Origin of the sequence: Mumia flava, from assembly GCF_002797495.1 — a bacterium.
In the GTDB taxonomy this organism is placed as follows: domain Bacteria; phylum Actinomycetota; class Actinomycetes; order Propionibacteriales; family Nocardioidaceae; genus Mumia; species Mumia flava.
On record NZ_PGEZ01000001.1, the window covers coordinates 1538247 to 1564853 of the forward strand.

Annotated in this window: 29 protein-coding genes; 6 read left to right on the top strand and 23 right to left on the bottom strand. The window is 72.6% G+C overall.

Annotated features, from left to right (window positions below; all coding sequences use genetic code 11):
- Positions 1–19: 19 nt before the first annotated feature.
- From CLV56_RS07305 to CLV56_RS07325, 5 genes are read right to left on the bottom strand one after another with little or no spacing between them, the layout of a single operon-like run.
- A complete protein-coding gene (locus tag CLV56_RS07305) occupies positions 20–1558 on the bottom strand; it encodes a sodium/solute symporter (protein WP_039341842.1) in 1539 nt (512 codons plus the stop codon).
- Positions 1559–1574: 16 nt separating this feature from the next.
- Positions 1575–1901, bottom strand: a complete 327-nt coding sequence (locus tag CLV56_RS07310; protein WP_245857679.1) for a hypothetical protein — start codon at positions 1899–1901, stop codon at positions 1575–1577.
- Between the two features lie 53 nt (positions 1902–1954).
- Positions 1955–2713, bottom strand: a complete 759-nt coding sequence (locus CLV56_RS07315; RefSeq protein WP_039341701.1) for a LytR/AlgR family response regulator transcription factor — start codon at positions 2711–2713, stop codon at positions 1955–1957.
- Between the two features lie 10 nt (positions 2714–2723).
- Entirely contained in the window at positions 2724–3758 is a 1035-nt protein-coding gene (locus CLV56_RS07320; protein ID WP_039341703.1) for a phosphotransferase, read from the bottom strand.
- Positions 3755–4843, bottom strand: coding sequence for a sensor histidine kinase (locus tag CLV56_RS07325; RefSeq protein WP_039341705.1), 1089 nt, complete (start codon positions 4841–4843; stop codon positions 3755–3757). The genes CLV56_RS07320 and CLV56_RS07325 overlap by 4 nt, the downstream gene beginning before the upstream one ends.
- A gap of 190 nt (positions 4844–5033) precedes the next feature.
- On the opposite strand from CLV56_RS07325, the gene CLV56_RS07330 reads away from it, so the two are divergent.
- Both CLV56_RS07330 and CLV56_RS07335 read left to right on the top strand, forming a co-directional pair.
- Positions 5034–6470 carry a DEAD/DEAH box helicase gene (locus tag CLV56_RS07330; protein ID WP_245857682.1) on the top strand — a complete coding sequence of 479 codons (1437 nt, stop codon included), beginning with the start codon at positions 5034–5036 and terminating at the stop codon, positions 6468–6470.
- A 203-nt stretch (positions 6471–6673) separates the two neighbouring features.
- Positions 6674–7309, top strand: coding sequence for an SMI1/KNR4 family protein (locus tag CLV56_RS07335; RefSeq protein WP_039341707.1), 636 nt, complete (start codon positions 6674–6676; stop codon positions 7307–7309).
- Positions 7310–7313: 4 nt separating this feature from the next.
- On the opposite strand, the gene CLV56_RS20560 is transcribed toward CLV56_RS07335, so the two are convergent.
- Entirely contained in the window at positions 7314–7811 is a 498-nt protein-coding gene (locus tag CLV56_RS20560; protein WP_157805102.1) for a GNAT family N-acetyltransferase, read from the bottom strand.
- Positions 7808–10105, bottom strand: a complete 2298-nt coding sequence (gene purL, locus CLV56_RS07345; RefSeq protein ID WP_211288013.1) for a phosphoribosylformylglycinamidine synthase subunit PurL — start codon at positions 10103–10105, stop codon at positions 7808–7810. Before purL ends, CLV56_RS20560 begins: the two co-directional genes overlap by 4 nt.
- A 73-nt stretch (positions 10106–10178) precedes the next feature.
- On the opposite strand from purL, the gene CLV56_RS07350 reads away from it, so the two are divergent.
- Complete coding sequence (locus tag CLV56_RS07350; RefSeq protein ID WP_039341708.1) at positions 10179–11336, top strand: GNAT family N-acetyltransferase; 1158 nt, start codon at positions 10179–10181, stop codon at positions 11334–11336.
- A gap of 12 nt (positions 11337–11348) precedes the next feature.
- Here CLV56_RS07350 and CLV56_RS07355 read toward each other — a convergent pair whose 3' ends face one another.
- The 13 genes from CLV56_RS07355 to CLV56_RS07415 form a co-directional block, all read right to left on the bottom strand.
- Positions 11349–11726 (bottom strand): VOC family protein, encoded by a 378-nt coding sequence (locus tag CLV56_RS07355; protein WP_039341709.1) that lies wholly within the window; start codon positions 11724–11726, stop codon positions 11349–11351.
- Between the two features lie 71 nt (positions 11727–11797).
- Positions 11798–12643, bottom strand: a complete 846-nt coding sequence (locus CLV56_RS07360; protein WP_100414616.1) for a siderophore-interacting protein — start codon at positions 12641–12643, stop codon at positions 11798–11800.
- 4 nt (positions 12644–12647) lie between these two features.
- Positions 12648–13277, bottom strand: a complete 630-nt coding sequence (locus CLV56_RS07365; RefSeq protein ID WP_039341710.1) for a GNAT family N-acetyltransferase — start codon at positions 13275–13277, stop codon at positions 12648–12650.
- Complete coding sequence (locus CLV56_RS07370; RefSeq protein WP_039341711.1) at positions 13274–13687, bottom strand: VOC family protein; 414 nt, start codon at positions 13685–13687, stop codon at positions 13274–13276. Before CLV56_RS07370 ends, CLV56_RS07365 begins: the two co-directional genes overlap by 4 nt.
- 48 nt (positions 13688–13735) lie before the next feature.
- Positions 13736–14956, bottom strand: a complete 1221-nt coding sequence (locus CLV56_RS07375; RefSeq protein ID WP_039341712.1) for an Nramp family divalent metal transporter — start codon at positions 14954–14956, stop codon at positions 13736–13738.
- Between the two features lie 50 nt (positions 14957–15006).
- On the bottom strand, positions 15007–15486 hold the full coding sequence (locus CLV56_RS07380; protein WP_039341713.1) for a hypothetical protein: 480 nt from the start codon (positions 15484–15486) through the stop codon (positions 15007–15009).
- Positions 15483–15899 carry a hypothetical protein gene (locus CLV56_RS07385; RefSeq protein WP_157805103.1) on the bottom strand — a complete coding sequence of 139 codons (417 nt, stop codon included), beginning with the start codon at positions 15897–15899 and terminating at the stop codon, positions 15483–15485. Before CLV56_RS07385 ends, CLV56_RS07380 begins: the two co-directional genes overlap by 4 nt.
- Before the next feature lie 102 nt (positions 15900–16001).
- A complete protein-coding gene (locus tag CLV56_RS07390; RefSeq protein ID WP_039341715.1) occupies positions 16002–16298 on the bottom strand; it encodes a GNAT family N-acetyltransferase in 297 nt (98 codons plus the stop codon).
- 13 nt (positions 16299–16311) lie between these two features.
- Positions 16312–16980 (bottom strand): phosphoribosylformylglycinamidine synthase subunit PurQ, encoded by a 669-nt coding sequence (gene purQ, locus CLV56_RS07395; protein WP_039341716.1) that lies wholly within the window; start codon positions 16978–16980, stop codon positions 16312–16314.
- Positions 16977–17231 (bottom strand): phosphoribosylformylglycinamidine synthase subunit PurS, encoded by a 255-nt coding sequence (purS, locus tag CLV56_RS07400; protein WP_039341717.1) that lies wholly within the window; start codon positions 17229–17231, stop codon positions 16977–16979. The genes purQ and purS overlap by 4 nt, the downstream gene beginning before the upstream one ends.
- 261 nt (positions 17232–17492) lie before the next feature.
- Entirely contained in the window at positions 17493–19043 is a 1551-nt protein-coding gene (locus CLV56_RS07405; RefSeq protein WP_039341718.1) for a long-chain-fatty-acid--CoA ligase, read from the bottom strand.
- Positions 19044–19200: 157 nt separating this feature from the next.
- Positions 19201–19821, bottom strand: a complete 621-nt coding sequence (locus tag CLV56_RS07410; protein ID WP_039341719.1) for a hypothetical protein — start codon at positions 19819–19821, stop codon at positions 19201–19203.
- A 67-nt stretch (positions 19822–19888) separates the two neighbouring features.
- A complete protein-coding gene (locus CLV56_RS07415; protein WP_039341721.1) occupies positions 19889–20437 on the bottom strand; it encodes an RNA polymerase sigma factor in 549 nt (182 codons plus the stop codon).
- Between the two features lie 25 nt (positions 20438–20462).
- On the opposite strand from CLV56_RS07415, the gene CLV56_RS07420 reads away from it, so the two are divergent.
- A complete protein-coding gene (locus CLV56_RS07420; RefSeq protein ID WP_039341723.1) occupies positions 20463–21323 on the top strand; it encodes a serine/threonine-protein kinase in 861 nt (286 codons plus the stop codon).
- A 25-nt stretch (positions 21324–21348) separates the two neighbouring features.
- Here CLV56_RS07420 and CLV56_RS07425 read toward each other — a convergent pair whose 3' ends face one another.
- The 3 genes from CLV56_RS07425 to CLV56_RS07435 all read right to left on the bottom strand — a co-directional run bounded on the left by CLV56_RS07425 (position 21349) and on the right by CLV56_RS07435 (position 24630).
- On the bottom strand, positions 21349–22233 hold the full coding sequence (locus tag CLV56_RS07425) for a phosphoribosylaminoimidazolesuccinocarboxamide synthase (protein ID WP_425437713.1): 885 nt from the start codon (positions 22231–22233) through the stop codon (positions 21349–21351).
- A 221-nt stretch (positions 22234–22454) separates the two neighbouring features.
- Positions 22455–23591 (bottom strand): EstA family serine hydrolase, encoded by a 1137-nt coding sequence (locus CLV56_RS07430; RefSeq protein WP_039341727.1) that lies wholly within the window; start codon positions 23589–23591, stop codon positions 22455–22457.
- An 85-nt stretch (positions 23592–23676) separates the two neighbouring features.
- Positions 23677–24630, bottom strand: coding sequence for a helix-turn-helix transcriptional regulator (locus tag CLV56_RS07435; protein ID WP_039341729.1), 954 nt, complete (start codon positions 24628–24630; stop codon positions 23677–23679).
- Positions 24631–24693: 63 nt separating this feature from the next.
- Between CLV56_RS07435 and CLV56_RS07440 the strand changes: the two genes are divergently transcribed.
- Entirely contained in the window at positions 24694–25698 is a 1005-nt protein-coding gene (locus tag CLV56_RS07440; RefSeq protein ID WP_342745001.1) for an ATP-binding cassette domain-containing protein, read from the top strand.
- A complete protein-coding gene (locus tag CLV56_RS07445; RefSeq protein WP_100414619.1) occupies positions 25695–26510 on the top strand; it encodes an ABC transporter permease in 816 nt (271 codons plus the stop codon). The genes CLV56_RS07440 and CLV56_RS07445 overlap by 4 nt, the downstream gene beginning before the upstream one ends.
- Positions 26511–26607 lie beyond the last annotated feature (97 nt).

Below are 26607 nucleotides of genomic sequence, written 5' to 3' on the forward strand. Positions count from 1 at the left end.
ACAGGCCCGCGGGCGCGGGTCAGCGCGAGAGGCGCACCCGCTCGGGCGCATGCAGCCGCACCATCACCCGCGAGACGTTCGGAGGAACCCGACGGGCGGTCGCGAGCGAGACCACGATCATCACGACGAACGCGAGCGACACCGACCAGGCCGCCGGCCGCGCCAGCAGGATCGCCAGCCATCCCTCGTCCGAGCCGCGCACGATCGTCGCGACCACGGCGGCCCCCGAGCCGAGGCCCCCGGCCAGCATCCCGGCGATCGCCCCCGGGGCCGTCAGACGGCGCCACCAGATCCCGAGGACCAGCAGCGGGCAGAACGTCGACGCGGCGACGGCAAACGCGAAGCCGACCGACGACGCGACGGCGATCCGGTCGGAGACCAGGGCGAGCAGCAGCGGCACCGAGGCCCCGAGGACTGCCGCGACGCGCAGTGGCGGCACGCCTTCGGTCGCCGGGCCGCTCAGCGCTGCCGGGCGCAGCGCCGCGACCCACCGGCCGACCGGCCCCTGCGCGACCACGCCCGCGATCGACATCGTGAGCCCTGACGACGTCGACAGGAAGGCCGCGAACGCGCCCGCGGTCAGCAACGCGCCCAGCACGTCCCCCAGCGAACCCCCGATCATGCGGCCCGGCAGGGCGAGCACCACGATGTCGCTGTGCCCGGTCCCGGCCAGGTCGCTGGCGTAGACGCGGCCGATCAGGCCGTACATCGCCGGCATCAGGTAGAACAGCCCGAGCAGTCCCAGCACGAGCAGCGTCGTCCGCCGCGCGGCGTCGCCGTCGGGGTTGGTGTAGAACCGCACCACCACGTGCGGCAGCCCCATCGTCCCGAGGAACAGCGCGATCATCAGGGAGTACGTCGCGTACATCGCGATCCCGGTGCCCTGGTACGACAGCGGCGACAGCCAGCCTTCGCCCACACCGACGTCCGCCGGGCTGGGACGGCCGTCGCGGGTCCATGCGTGCAGCAGGAAGATCAGCGGGACGCCCAGCGCGGTGAGCTTCAGCCAGTACTGGAACGCCTGGACGAACGTGATGCTGCGCATCCCGCCGGAGATCACGTTCACGACCACGACGACCGCCACGAGGACGGCGCCCACCCAGGGCGGGGACCCGGTGACGGTGTGGAGGACCAGACCGGCGCCCTGGAACTGCGGCATCAGGTAGAGCCAGCCGATCACCACCACCAGCACGCTCGCCAGCGCCCGGGCGTACGGCGAGGGCACGCGGATCTGGGTGAAGTCGGGCAGCGTGTACGCCCCCGACCGGCGCAGCGGTGCCGCGACGAACGCGAGCAGCAGCAGGTAGCCGGCCGTCCAGCCGACACTGAACCACAGCATGTCCGCGCCGTAGGTGAGGATCAGTCCGGCGATCCCGAGGTACGACGCCGCGGAGAGGTACTCGCCGCCGATCGCCGATCCGTTCCACAGCGGGCTGACGGATCGGGACGCGACGTAGAAGTCCGAGGTCGTCCGGCTGAACCGCAGCCCGAAGAACCCGATCGCCAGGGTCACGACGGCGACGACGATGACGGCGACGGCCGCGTACGTGCTGTTCACGCCCACCGCCGCTCCGTCAGGGCCGCTCGACCAGGTCGGCGAACGCGCGCTCGTGGTGCGCGGAGCGACGGACCACGACGTAGCCCAGGACCAGCAGCACCGGGTACGGCGCGACCCCGAGGAGCCACCACGGCACCGGCAGCGGCCCCCAGCTGATCGTGCCGAGGTCCGACAGCACGAGGAACACGAGCGGAAGGATCCCCAGGGTCGCCGCCAGCGCCAGCGTGACACCGACAGCGAGCCTGAACTGCGAGCGCACCAACGAGCGCACGTAGACCTCGCCGATCGCCGTGCCGTCGTCGATCTCCTCGGCCACGCTGCGGCGCCGGTGCGGCGGGGCCACGGTCCGCGGGCTCGTCACCCGAACCCGCGCCGGGCGCGATCCGCCCTCCGGGCTCACCGGAGCGGACCCGTACGGCCGGCGCGGTGGGCGACGAGGTCCCGCAGGTCTCGTACGTGGCGGCGGGCGACCTGCAGCTCGGCGAGAGGGCGGCCGTCGACCTCGACGAGCACGGTGCAACGGCCCTCGTGCGTACGGACCTCGCGGACCCGAGACCCGGCGACCAGGAGGCTGCGGTGCAGCCGCACGAACCCGGCGGGCGCCCAGTCCCGCTCCAGCGCGGCCAGCGACGTCCGCAGCAGGTGCGTCGACCCGTCGACCGTGTGCAGCCGGACGTAGTCGCCCTGCGCCTCCACGTACGCCACGTCGGAACGGCTGACGAACCGGGTGACCCCGGCCAGCTCCACCGCGACCACCTCGTCCGCGGCCGGCTCCGGGTCGCGGCGGCCCGTCCCGCTGCCCAGCACCCGCCGTACGCTCTCGCGCAGCCGCGACTCGGCGATCGGCTTCAGCACGTAGTCGACCGCGTCGAGGTCGAACGCGTCCACCGCGTGGTCCTCGTGAGCGGTGACGAAGACGACCTTCGGAGGCACCCGGTAGTGACCCAGGACGCGGGCGACGTCCAGGCCGGACAGCTCGGGCATCGCGATGTCCAGGAAGACGGCGTCGGCCTCGCACTCCTCGAGCGCCCGCAGCACCTCGGCGCCCGACGACGCCGAACGCACCTGGCTGACCCTCTCGTCGCGACCGAGCAGATAGACCAGCTCGTCCAACGTGGGGGGTTCGTCGTCGGCGACGAGTACGGACAGACCCATGCGCGGGATTCTAAGCGCGGTCTGTGGCGTGCGTCACGCCCGGCAGGGCGACGGTCTCCAGCAGCCAGTCCGGACTCGCCGTCGCGAGCTCGGGGGCGGCCTCGGCCACCGAGGGTGTCACGATCCGGCGCCAGCTCTCCGAGCGGCACAGACAACCGAGGACGAGGGCGCCCGGGAGCGCCGCCCTCAGGGCGGCCGGGTCGGTCGCGTCGGCCCACACGTCGAACGCAGCGTCGACGACCGGGGCGAGCTCCGGGTCGTCGAGCGACGTGCCGCGGGCGCGGGCCGCGAACCGCAACGGCACGAGCAGGTCGGCCAGCGGGCTCGACAGCAGCGCGTCGCCGAGGTCGAACACCGCCCAGGACGCGTCGGGCGCCCCCGGCGCGAACACGTTGCTGGTGTGCAGGTCGTTGTGCACCAACGTGTCCGGCAGCCCGAGCCGATCGAGGGCGCCGAGCGCATCCCCCAGGGCCGGCATGGCCTTCCGGAGGCCGGTCAGTGCCTCGGGCGCGACTGCCGCAGGATCGTCCGCCGCGATCATGGCGATCTCCTCGGTCCGCCGTTGGAGGTAGGCGAGGGCGTCACCGGCTCCCAGGACATCGACCCCGGAGCCGGTGAGCGCACCGGTGTGGTCGGCGAGCGCCCTGGCCGTGGCCGCCCAGCGACCGACCACCTCGGCCCAGACCTCGACCTCGGTGTCACGGCGGAGGTCGTGGACCGTGCAGCCGCCGTCGGGCATCAGGAGCCAGCCCCGGTCGCCGTCCACGGCGATCGGGTCCAGGACGGCCCCCGGCACGAGGGAGGAGAGCGTCGCGACCAGCGCTGCCTCGTGGCGCTGGGCCGTCACGTTGTCCTTGAACCAGACCGTTCCGCGGTCGGTCGGGATCCTCAGCACGATCGCCCACGGTCTCCGCTCGACCTGCTCGGGCGCACCGGTGCGCACCCGTCCGGCCGGGCGAAGCATCGCGTCGACCCATGCGGCGACCTCAGCGGGCCAGCTCTTCGGGTCGGCGCACCAGTCCGGCGCCTCCACCGACGGGGTCATCGCTCCGTCCCGGGGGCGTACTTGGGGATCCGTACGGTCACCTTGGTGCCGGCGCCGCGCTCGGTCTCGACGACGATCCCGTACGCGTCGCCGTAGACCGCTCGCATCCGCGCGTCGACGTTGCCGAGGCCGACCGACTCCCGGACGGCACCGGAGAGCGCACGGCGGATCCGGTCCGGGTCCTCGCCGACCCCGTCGTCCTCGATGGTGATCACGGCCTCCGTGCCGGAGTCACGAGCGAGCACGACGACCTGGCCGGCGGCGGCCTTGCGCTCCAGACCGTGCCGGACCGCGTTCTCGACCAGCGGCTGGATCGACAGGAAGGGCAGCGTCACGCTCAGCACCTCGGGGGCGACCTGCACCGTCACCTGGAGCCGGTCGCCGAACCGCGCCTTCTCCAGCACCAGGTAGCGCTCGATCGAGCGGAGCTCGTCGGCCAGCGTCGTGAACTCGCCGTGACGTCGGAAGGAGTAGCGGGTGAAGTCGGCGAACTCGAGCAGCAGCTCGCGCGCACGCTCGGGGTCGGTCCGGACGAACGAGGCGATCGCGCCGAGCGAGTTGTAGACGAAGTGGGGCGAGATCTGCGCCCGGAGCGCCCGCAGCTCGGCTTCCATCAGGGCGGTGCGGGAGCGGTCGAGCTCGGCCAGCTCCAGCTGCGCGGAGACCCACCGGGCCACCTCGTCGGTCGCGCGGGCGAGCCCGGCCGAGGTGTCGTCGGCGAACACGACGACCGCTCCGACCACCGCGTCCTCCACGGTCAGGGGTGCCACGATCGCGTGCGGGTGGCGGGCCGTCGGCGTCCGGAACGCCCCGGTCGCCCCGTGCTCGATCACCCGACGTGCCAGGTCCCAGGCGTGCTCGGCGCGGACCCGGGTGCCGTCCGTCGCGAGCACCCGCTCGGTGTCGGTGAGGACCACGGCCGGCGACCCGAGGAGAGCACGCAGGTGCTTGAGCGCACGCTCGGCCGACTCCTCGTCGAGACCGCGGCGCAGCGCGCGTCCGGCCAGCGAGGCCGTGTGGAGCGTCTCGTAGGTCGCCCGGTCCTCCGGGGAGCCGAGGCGGCGACGCGACCGCGTGGTGCGCATGGCGGGAGTGTGTCATGAGACTCACTCCCGCGTCGGATGCGTGGATTCGACCACCGATCCCGTACGGTGGCACCAGGACGCCCCCGGCGTCCGCGGTCGTCTGTCGAGCGGTGCGCCTCGCACCCTCCCCGTCCTCTTCGTGAGCGATGGCCGGCAACCACGGCCTCCCTCCGACTCGAAGGACACCTCTGTGCCCAGCTTCGCCGACCTCGGCGTGCCCGCGCCCATCGTCGCCTCCCTCCGTGAGCGCGGCATCACCGAGCCGTTCCCGATCCAGGCGGCCTCGCTCCCCGACTCTCTCGCCGGCCGCGACGTCCTCGGCCGGGGCCGTACGGGCTCCGGGAAGACCGTCGCGTTCAGCGTCCCGCTCCTCGCCACCCTCGACGGCAGCAGCCGGCGCCGCGAGCCGGGGCGCCCCCGTGCGCTCGTGCTGGTGCCGACCCGCGAGCTCGCGACCCAGGTGCTCGACACCCTCGCACCGCTCGCGCAGTCGCTGCGGCTGCGCACCATGACGATCTTCGGCGGCGTCGGCCAGAACCCTCAGGTCACCAAGCTGCGCAACGGCGTCGACGTCGTCGTCGCGACCCCGGGCCGCCTGGAGGACCTGATCGGGCAGGGTCACTGCGACCTGAGCCAGGTCGAGGTCACCGTGCTCGACGAGGCCGACCACATGGCCGACCTCGGCTTCCTGCCGGCCGTGCGCCGGCTTCTCGACCGCACCCCGCGGGACGCCCAGCGCCTGCTGTTCTCCGCGACGCTCGACAACGGCGTCGACACGCTCGTGAAGCGCTACCTCTCCAGCCCCGTCACCCACTCCGTCGACGACGCCAGCTCGCCCGTGCCGGACATGGAGCACCACGTGCTGACGGTGACCCGCGAGGGCAAGCCGACGCTCGTCGACGCGCTCGTCGCCGGACAGGGTCGGACCTTGGCCTTCACCCGGACGAAGCACCACGCGAAGCGCCTGGCCAAGAAGCTCACCACCTCGGGGATCCCCGCGGTGGAGCTGCACGGCAACCTGAGCCAGAACGCCCGCCAGCGCAACCTCGCCGCGTTCGCCGACGGCAGCGTCCGGGTGCTCGTCGCGACCGACATCGCCGCCCGCGGGATCCACGTCGACGACGTGGGCCTCGTCGTGCACGTCGATCCCCCGGCCGAGCACAAGGCGTACCTCCACCGCTCGGGCCGCACCGCCCGTGCCGGCGCCTCCGGCGTCGTCGTCACCGTGGCGACCCCCGACCAGCGTCGTGACGTGCGGAGCCTCATGCGCGCAGCCTCGATCAAGCCGGCCGAGCACGACGTCGCCGTCGACGACGCGATCGTTGCGCGGCTGGTCGGGCCCGAGGCCGAGCGGGTCGCTCCGCCTGCGCCGGACTCGTCCGGCGGCGGCAACGGCGGCCGCGGCAACGGCGGTCGGGGCAACGGCGGTGGACGCCCGGGAGGATCCCGCGGCGGGGACGACGTCGCCCCGCGCTCCGGCTCACGGCGCCGTCGTGGGGGCCGGTCGCGCGGCGGTCGCGGTGGCGCGCGCCCAGCGGCGAGCGGCGGCAGCAGCTCGGGTCGCTCCGGCGGCGGCCGTACCGACGGCTCGAAGGGCCGCCCGGCCGGCTCCCAGCGCCGCGGCTGAGGCGTCCCGGTCGAGGACGGCGACCTGATACTCGGCCGAGACTCCCGTCCACTTCCTCGCGGAATCACGCGAATCTCGACATTCCCGTTGTCCCGGCAACGCCGATGTCGAGACTCGCGCCGATGTCGAGACTCGCGAGCCGTTACGCACCGGTACGGTCGGGTCGTCGATCACGGTGACCAGCCACGCGACCAGGAGGGACGATGACATCAGGCGTCCGGACGCTCTGGGGCGAGATCCTCGAGATCCTCCACCGCCGGGCCGAGCTGACCGCCGGCACGCTGCGGGAGCCACGGCCTGGCGAGATCGAGCGCGCTGAGGCTCAGCTCTCTCTCACGTTCCCGGAGGAGCTGCGAGAGTGGTGGTCCCTGCACGACGGACAGCGCAGGACCGAGGGCGAGCGGCCGACGCCCGGCTCGGTGCTGCCGACATTCGACCTGGTGTCGCCGACCGAAGCCGCGGCGAAGGCCGTGATGATGCGCCAGATCTGGGACGACCTCCTGCGCGATGCCGACGTGCCCAACACGCCTCTCCCTGTCGCCGGGGTTCCCGCGCACCAGTGGATCCACCACTTCGTCCCGATCGGCGACGACCGCGGCGGCGAGGATCTCGTTGTCGATCTGCGGGGCGGGCCCGACCACGGGTGCCTGATGAGCTTCGACAAGGTCGAGTGCGACTACTTCGGGGTCCAGTGGCCCTCGATCGAGCACCTCCTGAGCGATGTCCTCGAGGTGCTGAGGACCGGCGGTTCGCTCCGCGGCTGGGTCCCGTCGTTCGAGGACGGCGCACTCCGGTGGGATCTCGACGTGGAGGCGCTCTCGGAGCAGCTGCGCGGCTGACCCGTCAGACGGGGCGTTCGAGGCGCATCGCCTCGCCCCACGGCTCCGGCATCGCCCGGGCCCCGCGCTCGACGAAGCCGAGGCGGGCGTAGTACGCGATCAGCCTGGGATTGCTCACCCGGGCGTCGAGACGCAGGAAGGCACGACCGTCGTCGGCAGCGCGGCGCGCAGCCCAGTCGAGCAGCACCTCGCCGAGCCCGCGACCGGCCTGCGCTCGTCGCACCATCAGCCCGTGGACGTAGAGCGCGTCGGTCGCCGTGCCGGGGACCAGGTCGTCCCAGAAGAACGGGTCGGACTCCATCAGCCGGATGGTCGCCTGGATCTGTCCGTCGTCGCGCAGCACCGACCACTGCCCGGCCGCGATCTGGTCACGCACCTCGTCGGCGCCGACCTCCCCGACCTGCCACTGCTCGATCCCCTCGCGCTGCTGCCAGCGCGCGAGGTCGTCGCGCAGCGCCACGATCGACGCTGCGTCCAGGCGGTAGGCCGCGGCCGGGATCACCCCCGCATCGCCTCGCGGATCGGCGCGCGCCAGACCGTGCGGAGCTCCTCGGCCCCGATCGTGAACTGGCCGTCGACGCTCAGCGCGTCGCCCCCGGTCGTCCCGATCCGCGCCGCCGGCACACCGTAGCGTGCCGCGAGCGCCTCGAACGCGTCCACCGACCCGGACGGTACGGAGACCAGCGCCCGCGCGACGGACTCCGAGAACAGGGACACGAACGGGTCGCCGGGCAGCGTGACGGTCGCGCCGACGCCGTTGCGGATCGTGGCCTCGGCCAGCGCGATCGCGAGGCCGCCGTCGGAGAGGTCGTGCGCCGTGCTCGCCAGGCCCTGCGCGGCCGCCTCGACCATGAGGTCGGCCAGTGCCTTCTCGGCGGCCAGGTCGACCTGCGGCGGCCGACCGCCCAGGTGGCCGTGCGCGACCTGCGACCACGCCGATCCGTCCAGCTCGTCGCGGGTGGACCCGAGGAGCAGGAGCGCGTCGCCCTCGCCTGCGAAGCCCTGCCGCACACGGGTCGTCACGTCGGAGATCACGCCGAGCACGCCGACGACCGGGGTCGGCAGGATCGCCGTCTCGCCGGTCTGGTTGTAGAACGACACGTTGCCGCCGGTGACCGGGATGCCGAGCTCGGCGCACGCGTCCTTGAGCCCGCTCGTGGCCTGCTCGAACTGCCACATCACCGCCGGGTCCTCGGGCGAGCCGAAGTTGAGGCAGTCGGTGATCGCGAGCGGCAGGGCTCCGGACACGCCGACGTTGCGGTACGCCTCGGCGAGCGCGAGCTGCGCCCCGGCGTACGGATCGAGCTTCGCGAACCGGCCGTTGCAGTCGGTCGCGACCGCGACGCCGAGATTCGTCTCGTCGTCGATGCGGATCATGCCGGCGTCCTCCGGCTGCGCGAGCACCGTGTCGCCGCGGACGTAGCGGTCGTACTGGTCGGTGACCCAGGACTTGTCGGCCTGGTTCGGCGAGCCCAGCACATCCAGCAGGGCCGTACGGAGGGCGTCGCCGTCGGCGGGCCGCTCCAGCGACGCGGTGGTGTCGGCCTGGAGGGTGTCCTGCCAGTCCGGCCGGGCGTACGGGCGCTGGTACGTCGGACCGTCGTGGGCGACCGAGCGCGGCGGGACGTCGACCACGGTCTCGCCGTGCCAGTCGATCACCAGGTGGTCGCCGTCGGTGACCTCGCCGACGACGGTCGCCTCGACCTCCCACTTCGCGCAGATCTCGAGGAACCGCGCGAGATGCTCGGGCTCGACGACGGCCATCATCCGCTCCTGCGACTCGCTCATGAGGATCTCCTCGGGCGAGAGCGTGGAGTCGCGCAGCGGCACGGTGTCGAGCTCGACGTGCATACCGCCGTCGCCGGCGCTGGCGAGCTCGCTGGTCGCGCACGACAGCCCGGCACCGCCGAGGTCCTGGATGCCGGCGACCACACCGGCGTCGAACAGCTCGAGCGTGCACTCGATCAGCAGCTTCTCCATGAACGGGTCGCCGACCTGGACGCTCGGTCGCTTCGCGGGGCCGCCCCTGCCGTCCGAGGACTCCGTGAACGTCTCGGACGCGAGCACCGAGACGCCGCCGATCCCGTCGCCGCCGGTCCGCGCGCCGTACAGCACGACCTGGTTGCCGACCCCGCTCGCGTGGGCGGTGTGCAGCTGCTCGTGCCGCAGCACGCCGACGCACAGCGCATTGACGAGCGGGTTGCCGAGATAGGTCTCGTCGAAGACGACCTCGCCACCGATGTTCGGGAGGCCGAGGCAGTTGCCGTAGCCGCCGACGCCGGCGACCACACCGGGCAGCACACGTGCCGTGTCGGCGGCGTCGAGCGGGCCGAAGCGCAGCGGGTCCATGACGGCGACGGGGCGCGCGCCCATCGCGAGGATGTCGCGGACGATCCCGCCGACACCGGTCGCCGCACCCTGGTACGGCTCCACGTAGCTGGGGTGGTTGTGCGACTCGACCTTGAAGGTGACCGCGTAGCCCTGACCGACGTCGATCACGCCGGCGTTCTCGCCGATCCCCGCGAGCGTCTTGCCCAGCGGGGTCTCCTGCGGGAGCTCGCCGAACTTCTTCAGGTGCACCTTGCTCGACTTGTAGGAGCAGTGCTCGCTCCACATCACGGAGTACATCGCCAGCTCGGCCCCGGTGGGACGGCGGCCGAGGATCTCGCGGATCCGCTCGTACTCGTCCGGCTTGAGACCCAGCTCGGTCCACGGCTGCGGGTGGTCGGGGGTGCGGGCGGCCTGCTCGACGGTGTCGAGGCGGCGCACGGCGGGCGTCGAAGGCGCTTCGGTCACGCCCCCAGGGTAGTCGCCGTGGCCGAACCGTTATCCGCTCGCCCTGAGCAGGTCGTGGCCCTAGGTTCGAGCCGTGGAGATCCGTGAGCTCGACCCCGACGACCTCGACGCCGCGCTCGACGTCCGATCACGCTCGTTCGGGCCGCTGCCGGGCGCGCACCACGACCTGTGGCGGCAGATGACCGGCCGCGCGATCGCAGGGCGGCGCCAGCTCGCGGCGTACGACGGGGCGCGGGTGGTCGCGACCGCGCGGATCAACGACTTCGTCCAGTGGTGGCACGGCCGCCCCGTCCGGATGGCCGGGGTCGGGGGCGTCGTCGTGGCGCCCGAGCACCGCGGCCGCGGCGCCAGCGGCGCCCTGATGCGCGCGGTGCTGGTGCGCAGCAGGGAGCTGGGATACCCGCTGTCGGCGCTGTTCCCGGCGACCGTGCGGCCCTACCGCGCCGTCGGGTACGAGATCGCCGGCGAGCGTCAGGTCGTCGACCTTCCGTCGGAGGCGCTGCGGCGGCTGGCCGGGGACACCAGCGGGCTGCGCCGCGCCGCGCCGTCCGATGCCCGGACGGTGATCGACGCGCTCGGTGCCGGGTACGCGGCGGACCGGGTCGACGGCCCGTACACCTGGGCGGCCGAGGAGGTCGCCGCCGACCTCGAGGACGACGACGTGCTGGGCTATCTCGCCGACGACGGGTTCGTCGGGTACGAGTTCGACGGCGGCGAGCGGCTGACGGTCCACGAGCTCGCCGCGGGCTCGGCGGCCACGCGACGCACGCTGTGGAGCCTCGTGGGATCCGGCTCGTCCGTGGCGCCCGTGGTGCGCGCCGCGCTCGCGCCGCGGGACCCGCTGTGGTGGTGGCTCGACGAGAACCAGATCCAGGTCCAGCACCGCGAGTGGTGGATGCTCCGGGTGATCGACCCGGTCGCGGCGATCGCGGCGCGGGGGTTCCCGTCCGGGCTGGTGGTCGAGGTCCCGCTCGTCCTGGACGACCCCGTACTGAACGACGGCGGGCCCACCGCGTACCGGCTCACCGTGCACGACGGCGCCGCGACGCTGCACCCGACCGAGACGACCGACGGCATCCGGCTCGGGCCGCAGGGTCTCGCTGCACTGTTCGCGGGTACGTCGACCGGCGCGCTACGGGCCGCCGGGCTCGCCCAGGGCGGGGACCGGGGTCAGGACGCGGTGCTCGACGCGGCGTTCGCGGCCGAGCCGTTCATGACCGTCCACTTCTGAGCCGCGCGCTGATCACGCGCTCTGCCACAGGCCGACCATGTTGCCCTCGGGGTCGCGGAAGTAGGCGGCGAAACCCATGTCCGCGACTGCCTGCTTCTCGGAGACGTCGGTCGCTCCGAGGTCGCGCAACCGCGCCACGGCAGCATCGATGTCGTCGACGTCGACGGTGATCACGGGCCCGGTGAAGGGCTCGGAGCGCTCGAACATCCCGCCGTTGATGAACCCGGGCTCGCTCGGTGCCATGTCCTCGCCGACCGGACCGGTCTGGACCATCGTGTAGCTCAGCTCCGGCATCTCCTGGACCTGCCAGCCGAACGCGTCCCGGTAGAACGCACGGGCCCGGTCGCCGTCGGCGAACGGAATCTCGAAATGGACGATGCGGTTGCTCATGGCGACCTCCCCCGTACGGGCGCGCCCGTGCGGCGTGCCCCTGGAGGCACCGTACGGCGCGGGCCGCCGCATCAGGCCTGCTGTTGCGCCTTCCAGGCGCGGAAGCCCTCCTCGGACTCGCCGCGACGCCAGTAGCCGGACAGCGAGAGCTGCTCACGCGGGACGCCGCGATCGTGCAGGAGGTACGAACGCAGCTGCTTGAGCAGCGACGACTCCCCGTGCACGAACACCTGCGGCGCACCCGCCGGCCACGCGTCCGTCCTGACCGCGTCGGCGATCAGCGTCGTCGTCCCGGCGGGCGCGTCACCGCGGTGCAGCCAGGTCAGGGTCACGTCGGCCTCGGAGGTGAACGGCTGCTCGTCCTCGGGACCGCCCACCTCGACGAACGCGTGCACCCGCGCGCCCGCCGGCATCGCCTCCAGGGCCGCCTGGATCGCCGGCAGCGCGGCCTCGTCACCGGCGAGCAGGTGCCACGGAGCGACCGGGTCCGGGACGTACGCGCCGCCGGGCCCGAGCAGGTGGATCACGTCGCCCGGGGTGGCCGAGGCCGCCCACGGGCCGGCCACACCTGTGTCGCCGTGGACCACGAAGTCGATCGTGATCCGGGCGTGCTCGAGATCGATCGTGCGCAGCGTGTAGGTCCGCACGACCGGCAGGTCGTCGGCCGGGAACGTCGCCCGGACGAACTGCATGTCGAGCGGATCGGGGTAGTCGACGCCGTCGCGCAGGAACACGAGCTTCACGTAGGAGTCGGAGTAGCCGCCGAACCGGCGGGCGAACTCGTCGAACTGGACGCTCCCGAGCACCACGCGCTGCATGTGCGGGGTGATCGGCTCGCTGGAGACCACCTCGAACCGCAACGGATAGCGCTTGCGGTCGGCAGCGGAGCCCGGGGGGTCGATCGCAGTCACGCTCATAAGGTCACCCTAACGAACCGGTGGTCGAGGTCGAGGCGTCCCGGGGCCCGTCGACGGCGTCGAGGCGGTAGAGCACGTGTCGGACCAGCCGCGACCCGGCGGGCACCCTCGGGTTGTCGAACTCGCCCGCGAGCACCATCCCGATCCGCCGCATCACGGCGACCGAGCGGTCGTTGGTCACCGAGGTGAACGACCACACCGTCGAGAGACCGGCGCGGTCGAAGGCGTACCGCGCCGCCGCACGCGCAGCCTCCGACGCCAGCCCTCGGCCCCAGGCGTGGCGCGCCAGCCGCCACCCGATCTCGGTCGGCGTCGGATCGTCCTCGCCGCCGACCCCGGCGCCCGTGTCGCGGACGGCTGCCGCGGCGACCGCCTCGGGCACCGGGTTCAGGCCGGTGAAGCCGAGGAAGGTCCCCGTCGCGGACTCCTCCACCGCCCACAGACCGAAGCCCTGCGCCGCGAACCGCTGCACGATCCGGTCGACGAGCGCGTCCGACTCCGCCCGGGTCAGGGGCGCGGGGAAGTGCTCCATCACCTGCCCGTCGGCGTTCAGAGCGGCGAACGGCGCGCGGTCGGTCTCCTGCCACGGACGCAGGACGAGCCGGTCCGTCGTCAGGCTCACCGGCCGGGTCACGGGAGGACGGTCTCGCCGATCGGCCCCGGGTTGTACGCGATCTCCCACCGGTATCCGTCCGGGTCGGCCACGTATCCCGTGTATCCCCCCCAGTCACGGGCCTGGGGCTCGGCCACCGCCGTCCCACCGGCCGCGACCATCTGCGCGAAGACGGAATCGACGTCGTCGGTCGTCGGCACGTTGTGCGCGAGGGTGATCGGCGGGATGCCGCCGGTCGACGGCTCGCCCACCTCGGAACGGAATCCGTCGACGTCCCACAGCGAGAGGACGACCTTGTCGGCGACACCGATCATCAGCACCTCACCGGGCACGTACATGCTCTCGGCCCACCCGAGGCCGTCGACGTAGAACGCGCGGCTGCGGGCCACGTCGGTGACGGCGACGGAGATGAAGCTCAGACGTTGATCCATAGTGCGACCCTAGGCCGTGCCACCGACACGGCCCAGGGTCGCGCGGGCTCAGGCGAAGGTCAGGACCAGCAGCGCCACATTGAGCACGATCACGATCCCCGCGACGACGACCGCGGCGGCCGTGAGCGAACGACGGTTCGCGTGCTCGCCCATCAGGTCGCGCCGCGACGTCAACCACAGCAGCGGGATCAGCGCGAACGGGATCCCGACCGACAGCACCACCTGGGAGCCGATCAGCGCGTGCGCCGGGTTGATGCCCAGCACGAGCACGACCAGCGCCGGGATCACCGTCACGAGGCGCCGGACGAGGACCGGCACGCGCTTGTTCAGGAGGCCCGCCATCACCTCGGCGCCCGCCGCGCACCCGACCGACGTCGACGCGAGTCCCGAGCCGAGCAGCGCGACCGCGAACAGCAGCGCGACGCCGGCGCCGAGCTCGCTCGTCATCAACGCGTGCACGCCCTCCAAGGTGTCGGTGCCGGGGAGTCCGGCCAGGCTCGTCGCCGCCACGAGCAGCAGCGCGAGGTTCAAGGTCCCGGCCACGACCAGTGCGACCACGACGTCGACGCGCGTCGCCGCGATGAGCTCCCGGGTGGAGCGGAGCAGCCCGCGCCGTCCGAGCCGCCCCGACGTCAGACCGGAGTGCAGGTAGATCACGTGCGGCATGACGGTCGCTCCGATGATCCCCGACGCCAGCAGCACGCTGCCGGTGCCGTCGAACCGAGGTGCGAGCCCGCCGACGACGTCGGTCGCCTCCGGCGGGGCGACGAACAGCCCCGCGGTGAAGCCGACCGCGATCAGCAGCAGGAACGCCATCACCAGGCGCTCCAGGGCACTCTGCCCCCACCGGTCGCCGACCTTGAGCACGAGCACCGAGACGGCCACCGTGACGAGCGCGCCCGGCAGCAGCGGCAGATCGAACAGCAGCGCGAGAGCGACCGCACCGCCGACCACCTCGGCCACGTCGGTGGCGACCGCGACGGCCTCGGCCTGCAGCCAGTACGCGATCCGGGTGCGCCGCGGCAGCACGTCGCCCATGTGGGACGCGAGCGAGCGGCCGGTCACGAGGCCGAGCTTCGCCGACAGGTACTGGACGATCACCGCCATCGCGTTCGCCAGCACCACGACCCACACCAGCGTGTATCCGTACTCGGCGCCCGCGGTCACGTTCGTCGCCACGTTGCCCGGGTCGACGTACGCGACCGCCGCGACGAAGGCAGGGCCGAGCAGTCCCACCTGGCGCGCGGCGCGCGGACTCCGGACGAACACGCACCCAAGGATGTCCTACCGGCATCCTCAACGCCTCACCGGCGGTGATCTCAGACCAGGACGTACCAGCGGCCGGCGTGCACCACCAGTGTGAAGGTCTGGCCGCGGAGCGGGACCGGACGGTCCTCGATCTGGTGCGGCTCGACGGTCGCGCGCGTCCGCGCGACCGTGGCCCCCCGGACCTCGATGCGGCGGTACGCCCGCAGCGTCGCGTCGGAGACGTCGTCGAGCCGGTCGCGCAGATCGGCCGCGCAGCCACGGAGCTGCTCGTCGTCGACGATCGGCACTCCGTCCGGGGCTGCGGAGCGGCACGCGGCCTCGACGTCGCCCTGACCCAGGGCCCGCAGCACGCTCTGCAACGTCTCCGCCGGCCCCTGCGGCAACGGCTCCGCCGCGCCCGTCGCCCGGGTCGCGCCGAGGCCGCCGACGAGGCCGACCGCCATCGCCCCGCCCGCCAGGAGGACTGCCACGAGCAGAACCAGCCGCGGGCGTGGCGCCAGTGACGCGTGACGCGGTTCCGGGGTGCTCATCGGCTGCTCACGTACCAGCGCTGATCGATCCGCACGAGCTCGAAGGTGCCCTCGCGGAATGCCGCCGAGGCCCCCGTCATCTCCGCTCCGTCGATCTCGGCACGGCGACCGTCGACGTCGGGCGGCGGGATGCCGACGTCACGCAGCGACCTCAGGGCCCGATAGCCCGACCCTTCGGCGTACACGCGCATCCGCTCGGTGCAGGCCGCCAGCCGCGTGCCGTCCTCGATCCGGCCGTCGGCGTCCGCGGTCAGCCGGCACGCGTCCTCGTACCGTCCGTCGGCGAGCGCCACGAGCATCCGGGAGAGCGTCTCGCCGGGCCGGTCGGCGGCACCCTGGCCGGAGCAGCCGATCAGTCCGAGAACCATCGCGACCAGTGCGGCGGACGCGACGACGACGGCCTTCGTGAGCACACGCACCCCCTCGCCATCCGGTGGTCGGACTCGGGGGATGCTCCGATCCTCACCCGGGCGCAGGGATGCCGCCAGTCGAGGGACCGGGTCGGCGCGAGCCGGTCAGCGCGTGGCGACCAGGTCGGCGTACTCGGGGTGCTTCTCGACGTAGGCGCGGACCAACGGGCAGGTCGGGACGACGGTCCAGCCCTTGCTCCGGATGTCGTCCAGGGCGGTCCGGACGAGCCGGCTCGCGAGCCCTCGCCCGCTCATCCGCGGGTCCACCTCCGTGTGCAGGAGGTCGCGGACCCCGTCGCTCGGATCGCGGTAGTTGATCTTGCCGACCTGCTCACCGTCGACGGTGAGGAGGTAGCGTCGCCGGTCGGCCTGGTCGGTGATCTCGATCGCCGGGTCGGTCATCGCACGCTCCTGCTCAGGAGACCAGGCTGGTGAGGACGGACGTGAAGAACCGGAGCCCGTCGGTGCCGGGACCGCAGAGATCCTCGACGGCGTGCTCCGGGTGCGGCATCAGCCCGACCACGTTGCCGCGCTCGTTCGTGACCCCGGCGATGTCGCGCAGCGAGCCGTTCGGGTTGTCGTCGAGGTAGCGCGCGACCACCCGACCCTCGCCCTCGAGCATCTCGAGCGTGAAGTCGTCGGCGACGTAGCCGCCCTCGCCGTTCTTCAACGGGATCACGATCTCCTCACCCGAGCCGTACGCGCTGGTCCAGGCGGTGGAGGCGTTCTCAATCCGCAGCCGCTGGTCGCGGCAGACGAACGTGCGGTGGTCGTTGCGGATCAGCGCCCCCGGCAGCAGGTGCGACTCGCAGAGGATCTGGAAGCCGTTGCAGATCCCGAGCACGGGCATCCCGCGCTCCGCTGCTGCGACGACCTCGGCCATCACCGGCGCGAACCGTGCGATCGCGCCACAGCGCAGGTAGTCGCCGTAGGAGAAGCCGCCCGGCAGCACCACCGCGTCGACCCCGCGCAGGTCCGCGTCGCCGTGCCAGAGCGCGACCGGCTCGGCGCCGGCGAGGCGGACGGCGCGCTGCGCGTCGACGTCGTCGAGCGAGCCCGGGAAGGTGACGACCCCGACCTTCACGCGACCGGCTCCTCGATCCGGACCTCGAAGTCCTCGATCACCGGGTTGGACAGGAGCGTCTCCGCGATCCTGCGGACCTCCGCGAGCCGCTCCTCGGTCAGGTCGCCGTCGACGGCGAGCTCGAACCGCTTGCCCTGCCGGACGTCGGCCACCCCGCCGAACCCGAGCCGGTCCAGCGCCTGGTGGACGGCCTTGCCCTGGGGGTCGAGGATCTCCGGCTTCGGCATGACGTCGACGACGACACGGGCCACGGTGCGCTCCTGGGAACGGTGGGACGGGACGCGCCGAGTCTACCGACCAACCGGTGGTCGAGGCCGAGCGGAGCGAGGATCGAGACCCGGGTGAGGGGTCTCGATCGCTCGCTTCGCTCGCGCCTCGACCAGCGGGACGGGGCGGGCTCGCGCCTCGACCAGCGGGACGCGGCGGGCTCGCGCCTCGACCAGCGGGACGCGGCGGGCTCGCGCCTCGACCAGCGGGACGGGGCGGGCTCGCGCCTCGACCAGCGGGACGGCTCAGAGCTCGCGCTTGAGGATCTTGCCCGTGCTGGTCATCGGGAGCTCGTCACGGAACTCGATGATGCGCGGGTACTTGTAGGCCGCCATCTGCTCCTTGGCCCACGCCACGAGCTCCTCCTCGGTGGTCTCGTCACCGGCGTTCTTGAGGACGACGGCCTTGACCTCCTCGCCGTGGCTGTCGTGCGGGACGCCGATGACCGCGACCAGCGACACCGCCGGGTGGGTCATCAGCACCTCCTCCAGCTCGCGCGGGTACACGTTGAACCCGCCGCGGATGATCATGTCCTTGGCACGGTCGACGATGTAGTAGTAGCCGTCCTCGTCCTTGCGGCCCAGGTCGCCGGTCCGGAACCACCCGTCCTGGAGCACCTCGTCGGTCGCCTCGGGACGGTTGTAGTAGCCCTTCATCACGTTCGGGCCCTTGATCGCGATCTCACCGATGTCGCCGACCTCGGTGATCTCCTTCCAGTCCGGGTCGATCAGCTTCATCTCGACGTCGGGGATCGGCTTGCCGATCGAGCCCGGGCGCGGCTCGGCGCCGAGCGGGGCGAACGACGCGACCGGCGAGGTCTCCGAGAGGCCGTAGCCCTCGAGGATGTCGACGTCGAACTTCGCCTTGAAGTCGCGGATGATCTCGACCGGCAGCGACGAGCCGCCGGCCGCGGCGACGCGGAGGTTCTCGGCGACCGCGCCCGCCGGGATCTCGCTGCCCTCGAGCGCGCCGAGGAGGCCCCAGTACATCGTCGGGACGCCGGCGAAGAACGTGATCTTCTCCTTGACCAGCAGACCGAGCGCCGCGTCGGCCTCGAACCGCGGCAGCATCACGACGGTGCCGCCGTAGCCGAAGGCGCCGTTCTGGATCACGGTCTGGCCGAAGGAGTGGAACAGCGGGAGCACGCACAGGTACGTGTCGGGGTTGCTCGCGTCGGCGCCGAACAGCTTCTCGCCGGTCAGGGCGTTGCTCAGCATGTTGGAGTGTGACAGCTCCGCACCCTTCGGCTGGCCGGTGGTGCCGGAGGTGTAGAGGATGACGGCCGTGTCGGAGTCGTCGGTGGCGACCGTGTCATGCGTCGGGGGCTGGTTGCCGACCGCGGCCGCGAAGGTCTCGGCACCCTCGATCGGCGACGGCGCCGTCGGGTCGGCGGTGATCAGGAAGAAGTGCTCGCAGCCGTCGGTGGCGTTGAAGCCCTCCCACGCGGCCTGGCCCATCGGGAGCTCGGGCGTGCCCTGGAAGGCGAAGTAGGCGCGGGCCTCGGAGTCGGCGAGGTGGTACGCGACCTCGCGGCCCTTGAGGAGCACGTTCAGGGGGACCACGGTCGCGCCGGACTTGAGGATGCCGTAGTAGACGATCGAGAAGTACGGGAGGTTCGGGCACGAGAGGGCGACCTTGTCGCCGTGGCCGATACCGCGGGAGGCGAGCAGGTTCGCGACCTGGTTCGCGGCGGCGTTCACCTGCGGGTACGACAGCCGCGTGTCGCCGAACACGATCGCGGTGCGGTCGGGGTAGGAAGCGGTCGAGTTCTCGAGAAGGGAGGCCAGGTTGCTCACGGCGTGCTCCTGATTGTCATGTCCTGTGGAAGTGAGGCTACTCACAGCGGGACCTCACGCAGAACCCTACTGGCGAGTACGGAACCAGGGTGACACAGCGCACGTGAGCGTTTGCTCACCGGGGTCGGTCCGCGACGGCGGCTCCGGAAGGCCCCCGTCAGCAGCCGTCGCGCATCAGGCCCGGACGGCTCCCGCTCGTCACCTGGATCAGCGTGATCCGCGACGCGGCGCCGATCGCGTCAGGTCCGGCCTCGAAGCCGAAGCCCACCCAGTCGTCGCCGTCGGAGACCATGAACCCGACGTTGCCGTAGTCCAGCGTGATCGGCCCCGACAGGTCCGGGCCGTACGCATCGCGCAGGCTGCGCAGCGTGTCGCCGACGGTGATGCCGTTCGGTGTCTCGACGCGGGGGCCGAGCATCCCGACGTCGGTCACGACTCCCTGGTAGGTGTAGAGGTCGAGGTCCTCCCGGAGATCGCCCGTCCACCGGTAGTAGCGCTGACCGCAGATGCGCTCGCGCTCTCGATCGCGTTCGACGTAGCCGGTCTCGACGGCGTCGGCGACGGACATCCCGGCCCGTACGGGCCCGATCGCACCGGGGACGACGTAGCCCGGTACGGCGGTGGCCACCGTCGGGGCAGGGGCCGACGACGGGGAAGGCTCGGCCGGGCCCTGACCGGCGAGCGCGCGACCGTCGTTCACGTCGACGGCCACGAACCCGAGCGCGCCGCCGGCGACGATGCTCAGCGACACCAGCAGGGCGGCGATGGTGCGGCGCATGATTCCTCCTCGGCCGCCCCGGTGGCGACTCTCACCTGTTCCGATGCACCGGCCACACGAAAGGTTGTCATCGGGTTCCGTCGGCGTCGACCAGCCTGCCACGGACGAAGCGGCGGGCGGTGTGGATCCGCGCCTTGACCGTGCCGAGCGGCGCCCCGGTCGTCACGGCGATGTCGGAGTACGCCAGGCCGGCGACGTCACGGAGCAGGAACGCCTCGACCGTCTCGGGGTGCGTGGCCTCGAGGGCGTCGATCGCGTCCATCAGATCGACCCGGCTGCCCGCGATGATGCTGACCCGGCGCGGGTCCGGAGCCTCCGGCAGCTCGGCCAGACCGGTCTCGGCGAACCGTCGCCGCAGACTCCGATAGGTCATCCGGGCCTGGTTCGTCGCGATCGCGGAGACCCATCCCGCGAACGAACCACGTCCGGCGTAGTCTCCGATCCGCTCGGCCACGGTCAGCAGCGCCTCCTGCGCGGCCTCCTCCGCGTCCTGCCGGTACGGGAGCACGCGGGCACAGCGGCGCAGCACCATCGGCCGGATCGTACGGAGCAGGGCGTCGAGCGCCACCGGGTCCCCGGAGCGCGCCGCGGCCAGCGTCCCGTCCTCGACCTCCACGAAGCCTCCGTCGATACTGTCCTGCGTGAGACACCTCGGTCGTTACCGCCTCGACGCGGTCGAAGGCGTGGGCGCGTTCGCGACCGTCTGGCGCGGTTACGATACCGATCTCGAGGTGCAGGTCGCGGTCAAGGTGCTGGCCGACAACTGGGTCCACCACACCGACGTCCGCGAGCGGTTCCTCGCCGAGGCGCGCCTGCTGCGTCGGATCGACGACCCCCGGGTGGTGCGGGTCCACGACGTCGGGATCGCCGACGACCGACCGTACTTCGTGATGGACTTCCTCCCCGGCGGGACCCTGGCCGACGTGATCGCCACCGGAGTCGGCCGCGAGCGCGCGCTCGCTCTCGCCGCGGAGTCGGCGCGGGCCGTCCAGGTCCTGCACGACGCGGGCGTCCTGCACCGCGACGTCAAGCCGTCGAACCTCCTGCTCGACGCCGACGGTCAGGTGGTCGTCAGTGACCTCGGCAGCGCCAAGCGGCTCGCGGAGGCCAGCGGCATCACGGTCACGACCGGCACCCCCGCGTACATGGCTCCCGAGCAGGCCTTCGGCCAGCCGCTCGACGCCCGCTGCGACGTCCACGCGCTCGGCGTCCTCGCCTACGAGCTCGTCGCCGGGCGCCTGCCCTTCGACGGGCCGGTCGGGCGCAGCCCGTCGGACCGCCCGGACCCCACCGAGGCCGGCGCGGGCGTCGACCGGGTTCTCGCCGCGGCGACCGCGGTCCGGCCGTCGGACCGCCCGGAGTCACCCGGCCGGCTCGCCGAGGCGATCGAGACCGTCGACGACACACCACCGGTACGGACCGTCGCGCCGAGCCTGGTCGTGCTGATGATGGTGGCGGGGTTCGTGGCCGCGGCGGCCGGCGTGTGGTGGCTCGGGGCGTGAGCGGCACCGTCCGTGCTCGGGAGGCCTACCGGCGGAACGTCTCCCCGGTCAGCGTCTCGTACGCCTCGACGTAACGGGCGCGGGTCCGCTCGACGATCTCGCCGGGCAGCCGGGGCGGCGGTGTGTCGGAGGCACGGTCCCACCCGGACGCGGGCGAGGTCAGCCAGTCGCGCACGAACTGCTTGTCGTACGACGTCTGCGCCCGGCCCGGCTCCCACGCGTCGGCGGGCCAGAAGCGCGACGAGTCCGGGGTGAGCAGCTCGTCGGCGAGCACCAGCGTGCCGTCGCCGCGCAACCCGACCTCGATCTTCGTGTCGGCGACGATGATCCCCCGCTCGCGGGCGAGCGCCTCGCCCCGTGCGTACACCTCGAGCGTGAGGTCGCGCAGCCGCGCTGCGAGCTCGGATCCGACCGCGTCGGCGACCTGCTCGTAGCTGATCGGCTCGTCGTGGCCGCCGTACTCGGCCTTCGTGCTCGGCGTGAAGATCGGCTCGGGCAGCTTCGAGCCGTCGGTCAGGCCGGGCGGGAGCGCGATCCCGGACACGACGCCGCTCGCGCGGTAGTCGGCCAGGCCGGACCCGGTCAGGTAGCCGCGGGCGATGCACTCGACCGTGACCATGTCGAGCCGCTCCACCTCGATCCCGCGGCCCGCGACGACGTCGGGGACGTCGGTCGAGACCACGTGGTTGGGGGCGACGTCGGCGAGCTGGTCGAACCACCACAGCGACATCCGGGTGAGGATCTCGCCCTTGTCCGGGATCGGCGGCTCGAGCGCGTGGTCGTACGCCGAGATCCGGTCCGAGGCGACCATCAGCAGGTGGCCGTTCGGGAGGTCGTACAGGTCGCGGACCTTGCCGGAGTAGACGTGGGTGGCTCCGGGGACGTCGTACGGTGCACTCACGCGGGCCAGCCTAGGCGAGACCGTTCTCGATCGGGCTCGTCCCTCGCCCGCCTCGAACACCGGAACCCGCTGACGACGCGAGACCGTTCTCGATCGGGCTCGTCCCTCGCCCGCCTCGAACACCGGACCCCGCTGGTCGAGGCGGAGCGCAGCGCGCCCCCGCCGCTGGTCGAGGCGGAGAAGAGCGCGGCCCACCGCTGGTCGAGGCGGAGCGCAGCGACGATCGAGACCTACCCCACGCACCCGTACAGCGTGCGCAGGTAGCCGGCGCCACGCTTCGAGCCGAGCATCGCGTTGCTCATCCGGTTCATCACGTAGGTCGCCGTCATCGACCGGTCGAGGTCGTTGATGACGTACGACCCGCCCCAGCCGCCCCAGTGGCAGACCCGGCCGGTTGGGAGGTACGGCTGGGTGGCGCGGTCGACGAGCGCGTAGCCGATCCCCCAGCGCAGGGGCGCCCCGACGACGAGGTCGAGGCCGCTCGCCTGCTCCTCGAAGATCAGGTCGATCGTGTCCTGGCCGAGCAGCTTGTGCCCGCCGGCCCTGCCGCCGTGACTCACCGCGCACTGGATCGCGGCGAGGCCGCGGGCGTGGCTGTGCCCGTTCGCTCCGCCGATCTCCGCGTCGCGCCAGCCGTCGGTGAGCACCACGCTCGCGTGCAGCGGCGGGCCGCCGAGCGTCTTCATCGCCAGCGGCCCCGGGGTCACGCCGGGCGGGAGCTCGACGCCGGTCGGCGGGATGTTCGGGCTGCACCGGTCGTACGCCGTGCGAGGCAGCCCGATCGTGAAGTCGGCTCCGAGGGGTTTCGCGATCTCTTCGGCCACGAAGTCCGTGAGGCTCTGCCCCGTGACGCGGCGGACGACCTCGCCGATCAGGTGGCCGTAGTTGATCGCGTGGTAGCCCGATGCCGTGCCGGGTTCCCACCACGGTGCCTGGGAGGCGTACCGCGCCGCGGCGACGACCGGGTCGTACAGGTCCTCGACCGTGCACGGCTGGTCCATCCCCGAGACCCCGGACGTGTGGGAGAGGAGGTGACGCACCTCGACGTCGGCCTTGCCGTGCGCGGCGAACTCCGGCCAGTAGGCGGCGACCTTCTCGTGCACGTCGATCAGCCCGCGGTCGTGCAGCATGAGCGCGGCGAGCGCCGTCACGGTCTTCGTGCTCGACCAGACGTTGGTGATGGTGTCGGCCTCCCACGGCCGGGTCCGCTCGGCGTCGGCGTGGCCGCCCCACACGTCCACGACGGTGCGGCCCTCGTGCACGACGGCCATCGACGCACCGACCTCGTCGCCGGCATCGAGGCGCACGCGGAGCTCGTCGACCAGCGGCGCGAACCGGTCGTCGTAGGTGCCGTGGACCTCGGCCATGCGATGCCTCCTCGGGGTAAGCGTCCGCTTACCTTGTCATCCGAGCATGCCGGTTGTCGAGGCAGGCCCGTCCGTCCCGATCCGGTCAGGCAGGCCCGGCGAGCAGCGCGGCTGTCTCGCGCAGGTGGTCGCGCAGGGCGCCCGGCGTGACGACCTCGAAGGGCGCCCCGACGGCGGCCAGGACGTAGACGACCCAGTCGAAGGTGTCGACGCGCATCCGCAGCCGGCACCGCTCGTCGCCCTCGGGCTCGACCTCGCCCCACCAGCGGACGGCGGCACCCACCTGCCCTGCCGGCGCCTCGACGATCACCTCGACCCGGGTGCTCGCCGCCTCGGCGGCCGAGGCGATCGACGACTCGAGGTACGCGGCCGCGTCCTCGGCGGGAAGGTCCCGCTGCCGGAAGCGGGCCCCGGTCGCGCGCGCCTCGCCGATCCGGTCCACGCGGAACGTGCGCCAGTCGCCGCGGGTCAGGTCGTACGCGATCAGGTACCAGCGGGTGCGGCGCGAGACGAGGCGGTGCGGCTCGATCGTGCGGCGGCTGCGCTCGGCGTCGCGGCGCCGGTAGACGATCTCGATCCGCTCGTCGTCGCGGCACGCCTGGGCGAGGGTCGCGAGCAGCTCCGCATCGAGCGTCGGCCCGCTGAACGGACCCGGCACCGCGAAGTCCTGGATCGCCTTGACCCGGCGCCGCAGCCGCGGCGGCATCACCTGCACGATCTTGCTGAGCGCCCGCACCGACGCCTCGTCCAGCCCCGGCGACTGCGCGCTCGCCGAGGAGCGCAGACCGACGGCGATCGCGACCGCCTCGTCGTCGCCGAGCAGCAGCGGCGGCAGCGACGCGCCGGCCTGGAGCTGGTAGCCGCCGGCCACGCCACGGGTGGCGTCGACGGGATAGCCGAGGTCGCGGAGCCGGTCGACGTCGCGGCGCAGGGTGCGCTCGCTGACCGCGAGCCGCTCGGCGAGCTCCGGCCCCGTCCAGAAGCGGTGCGTCTGCAGCAGAGACAGCAGGCGCAGCATCCGTTCGCTCGATCCGCTCATGTTTCTCAGCGTAGACCTCGAATCAGGACAGAAACTGACCGGAATCGACGAGACGGTGGATCCATGGACACGATGATCGACACCCGGGGACTCACCAAGGAGTTCCGCTCCGGAAAGAAGACCGTCACCGCGGTCAAGGACCTCGATCTCCACATCGAGGTCGGCGAGATGGTCGCGCTGCTCGGTCCCAACGGCGCCGGCAAGTCGACCACCCTGCGCATGCTCACCACCCTGCTCACCCCCACGTCGGGCACGGCGCGGGTCGCCGGGCACGACGTCACCGCCGACCCGCAGGCGGTGCGGCGCGCCATCGGCTACATCGGCCAGGGCAACAGCGCCGGCCACGCCCAGCGCGCGATCGACGAGCTCGTCGTCGCCGGCCGGTCGTACGGCCTGTCGCGGACGGCCGCTCACGATCGCGCCGGCGCGCTCCTGGAGTCGCTCGACCTGGCCGAGCAGGCACGGCAGAAGGTCATGACGCTCTCGGGCGGGCAGCGGCGCCGGCTCGACATCGCGATGGGCCTGATCCACGCGCCGGGGCTCCTGTTCCTCGACGAGCCGTCGACCGGCCTCGACCCGCAGAGCCGCGCGAACCTCCAGCAGCACGTCCTCGACCTGCGGCGCGAGCACGGCGCGACCGTCGTGCTGACGACCCACTACCTCGACGAGGCCGACGCGCTGGCCGAGCGGATCGTGGTCGTCGACCACGGCCGGGTGGTCGCCGACGACACGCCGGCCGCGCTCAAGGCCGAGCACGCCGGCGACCGGATCACGCTCGCGTTCGGTAGCGACGCCGACGCCGTACGGGCTGCCGAGCGCGCGTCCGCCGCGCACCCGCGTGCGGACGTACGGCGCGACGGCGCGGGCATCGACGTCCGCGTGGCCGGCGGGTCCGGGCTGGTCGCGGGCCTGCTCGGCGACTACGCGACGGCCGGTCTCGTCCCGACCAGCGTCGAGGTGGCCCGGCCGACGCTCGACGACGTCTTCCTCTCCCTCACGGGCCGCAGCCTGCGCGAGGGCAAGACCAACCCTGATCACGACACCGTCCTCGAGGAGGTGGCGGCATGACCGCCCTCGACACGCACACCGACGCACCCCTCCGTACGACCGCTCCGGCGCCGACGCGCGCGACGAGCACGCTGCTCGACGTCGCGCTCGTCTTCGGACGCGAGCTGCGCCCGGTCGTCCGCGACCCGTTCTCGGTGGTCTTCGGACTGATCCAGCCGTTGTTCTTCCTCGGCCTGTTCACGCCGCTGCTGGTCGCGTCCTCGGGGCAGTCGGCCGCAGCCACGCTGCAGTGGTTCGTGCCCGGCGTGATCGTGATGCTGGCGCTGTTCGGGACGTCGACGACCGGCGCGAACCTCCAGTTCGAGATGCAGACCGGGTCCCACGAACGCACGCTGGTCAGCCCGCTGTCCCGGTCCTCCCTCATGATCGGCCGCGCGCTCAAGGAGATCGTCCCGGCGATCGTGCAGGCCGTGGTGATCGTCGCGGTCGCGATCCCGTTCGGATTCCGCCCGGATCCGGCAGGGCTGGTCGTCGGGCTGGTGATCCTCGCCGGCTTCTGCGTCGGCCTCGGCGCGCTGTCGTACGCCCTGGCGCTGGCCGTCAAGGAGAACCAGTGGGCGTTCTGGGGCGTGCAGCAGACCCTGCTGTTCCCGCTGATGCTGCTCGCCGGGATCCTGCTCCCGCTCACGGGGGCGCCGGGGTGGCTCGAGGTCGCTTCTCGGCTCAACCCGCTGACCTACGTCGTGGACGCGGAGCGGGCGCTGCTGGACGGGACGTTCGGGGCCGATGCGACCCAGGGCGCCGTCGCCGCGGTGCTGATGGCGGCCGTCGGTCTCTTCGTCGGATCCCGGGCGATGCGCGCGAGCGCCTGACCCGCCCACGGGAGTCTCGACATCGCCGTGGGTCTCGACATCACCGTTGCTCGGGCGACGGTGATGTCGAGACTCACGTGAGGCCGCGGCACTCGGA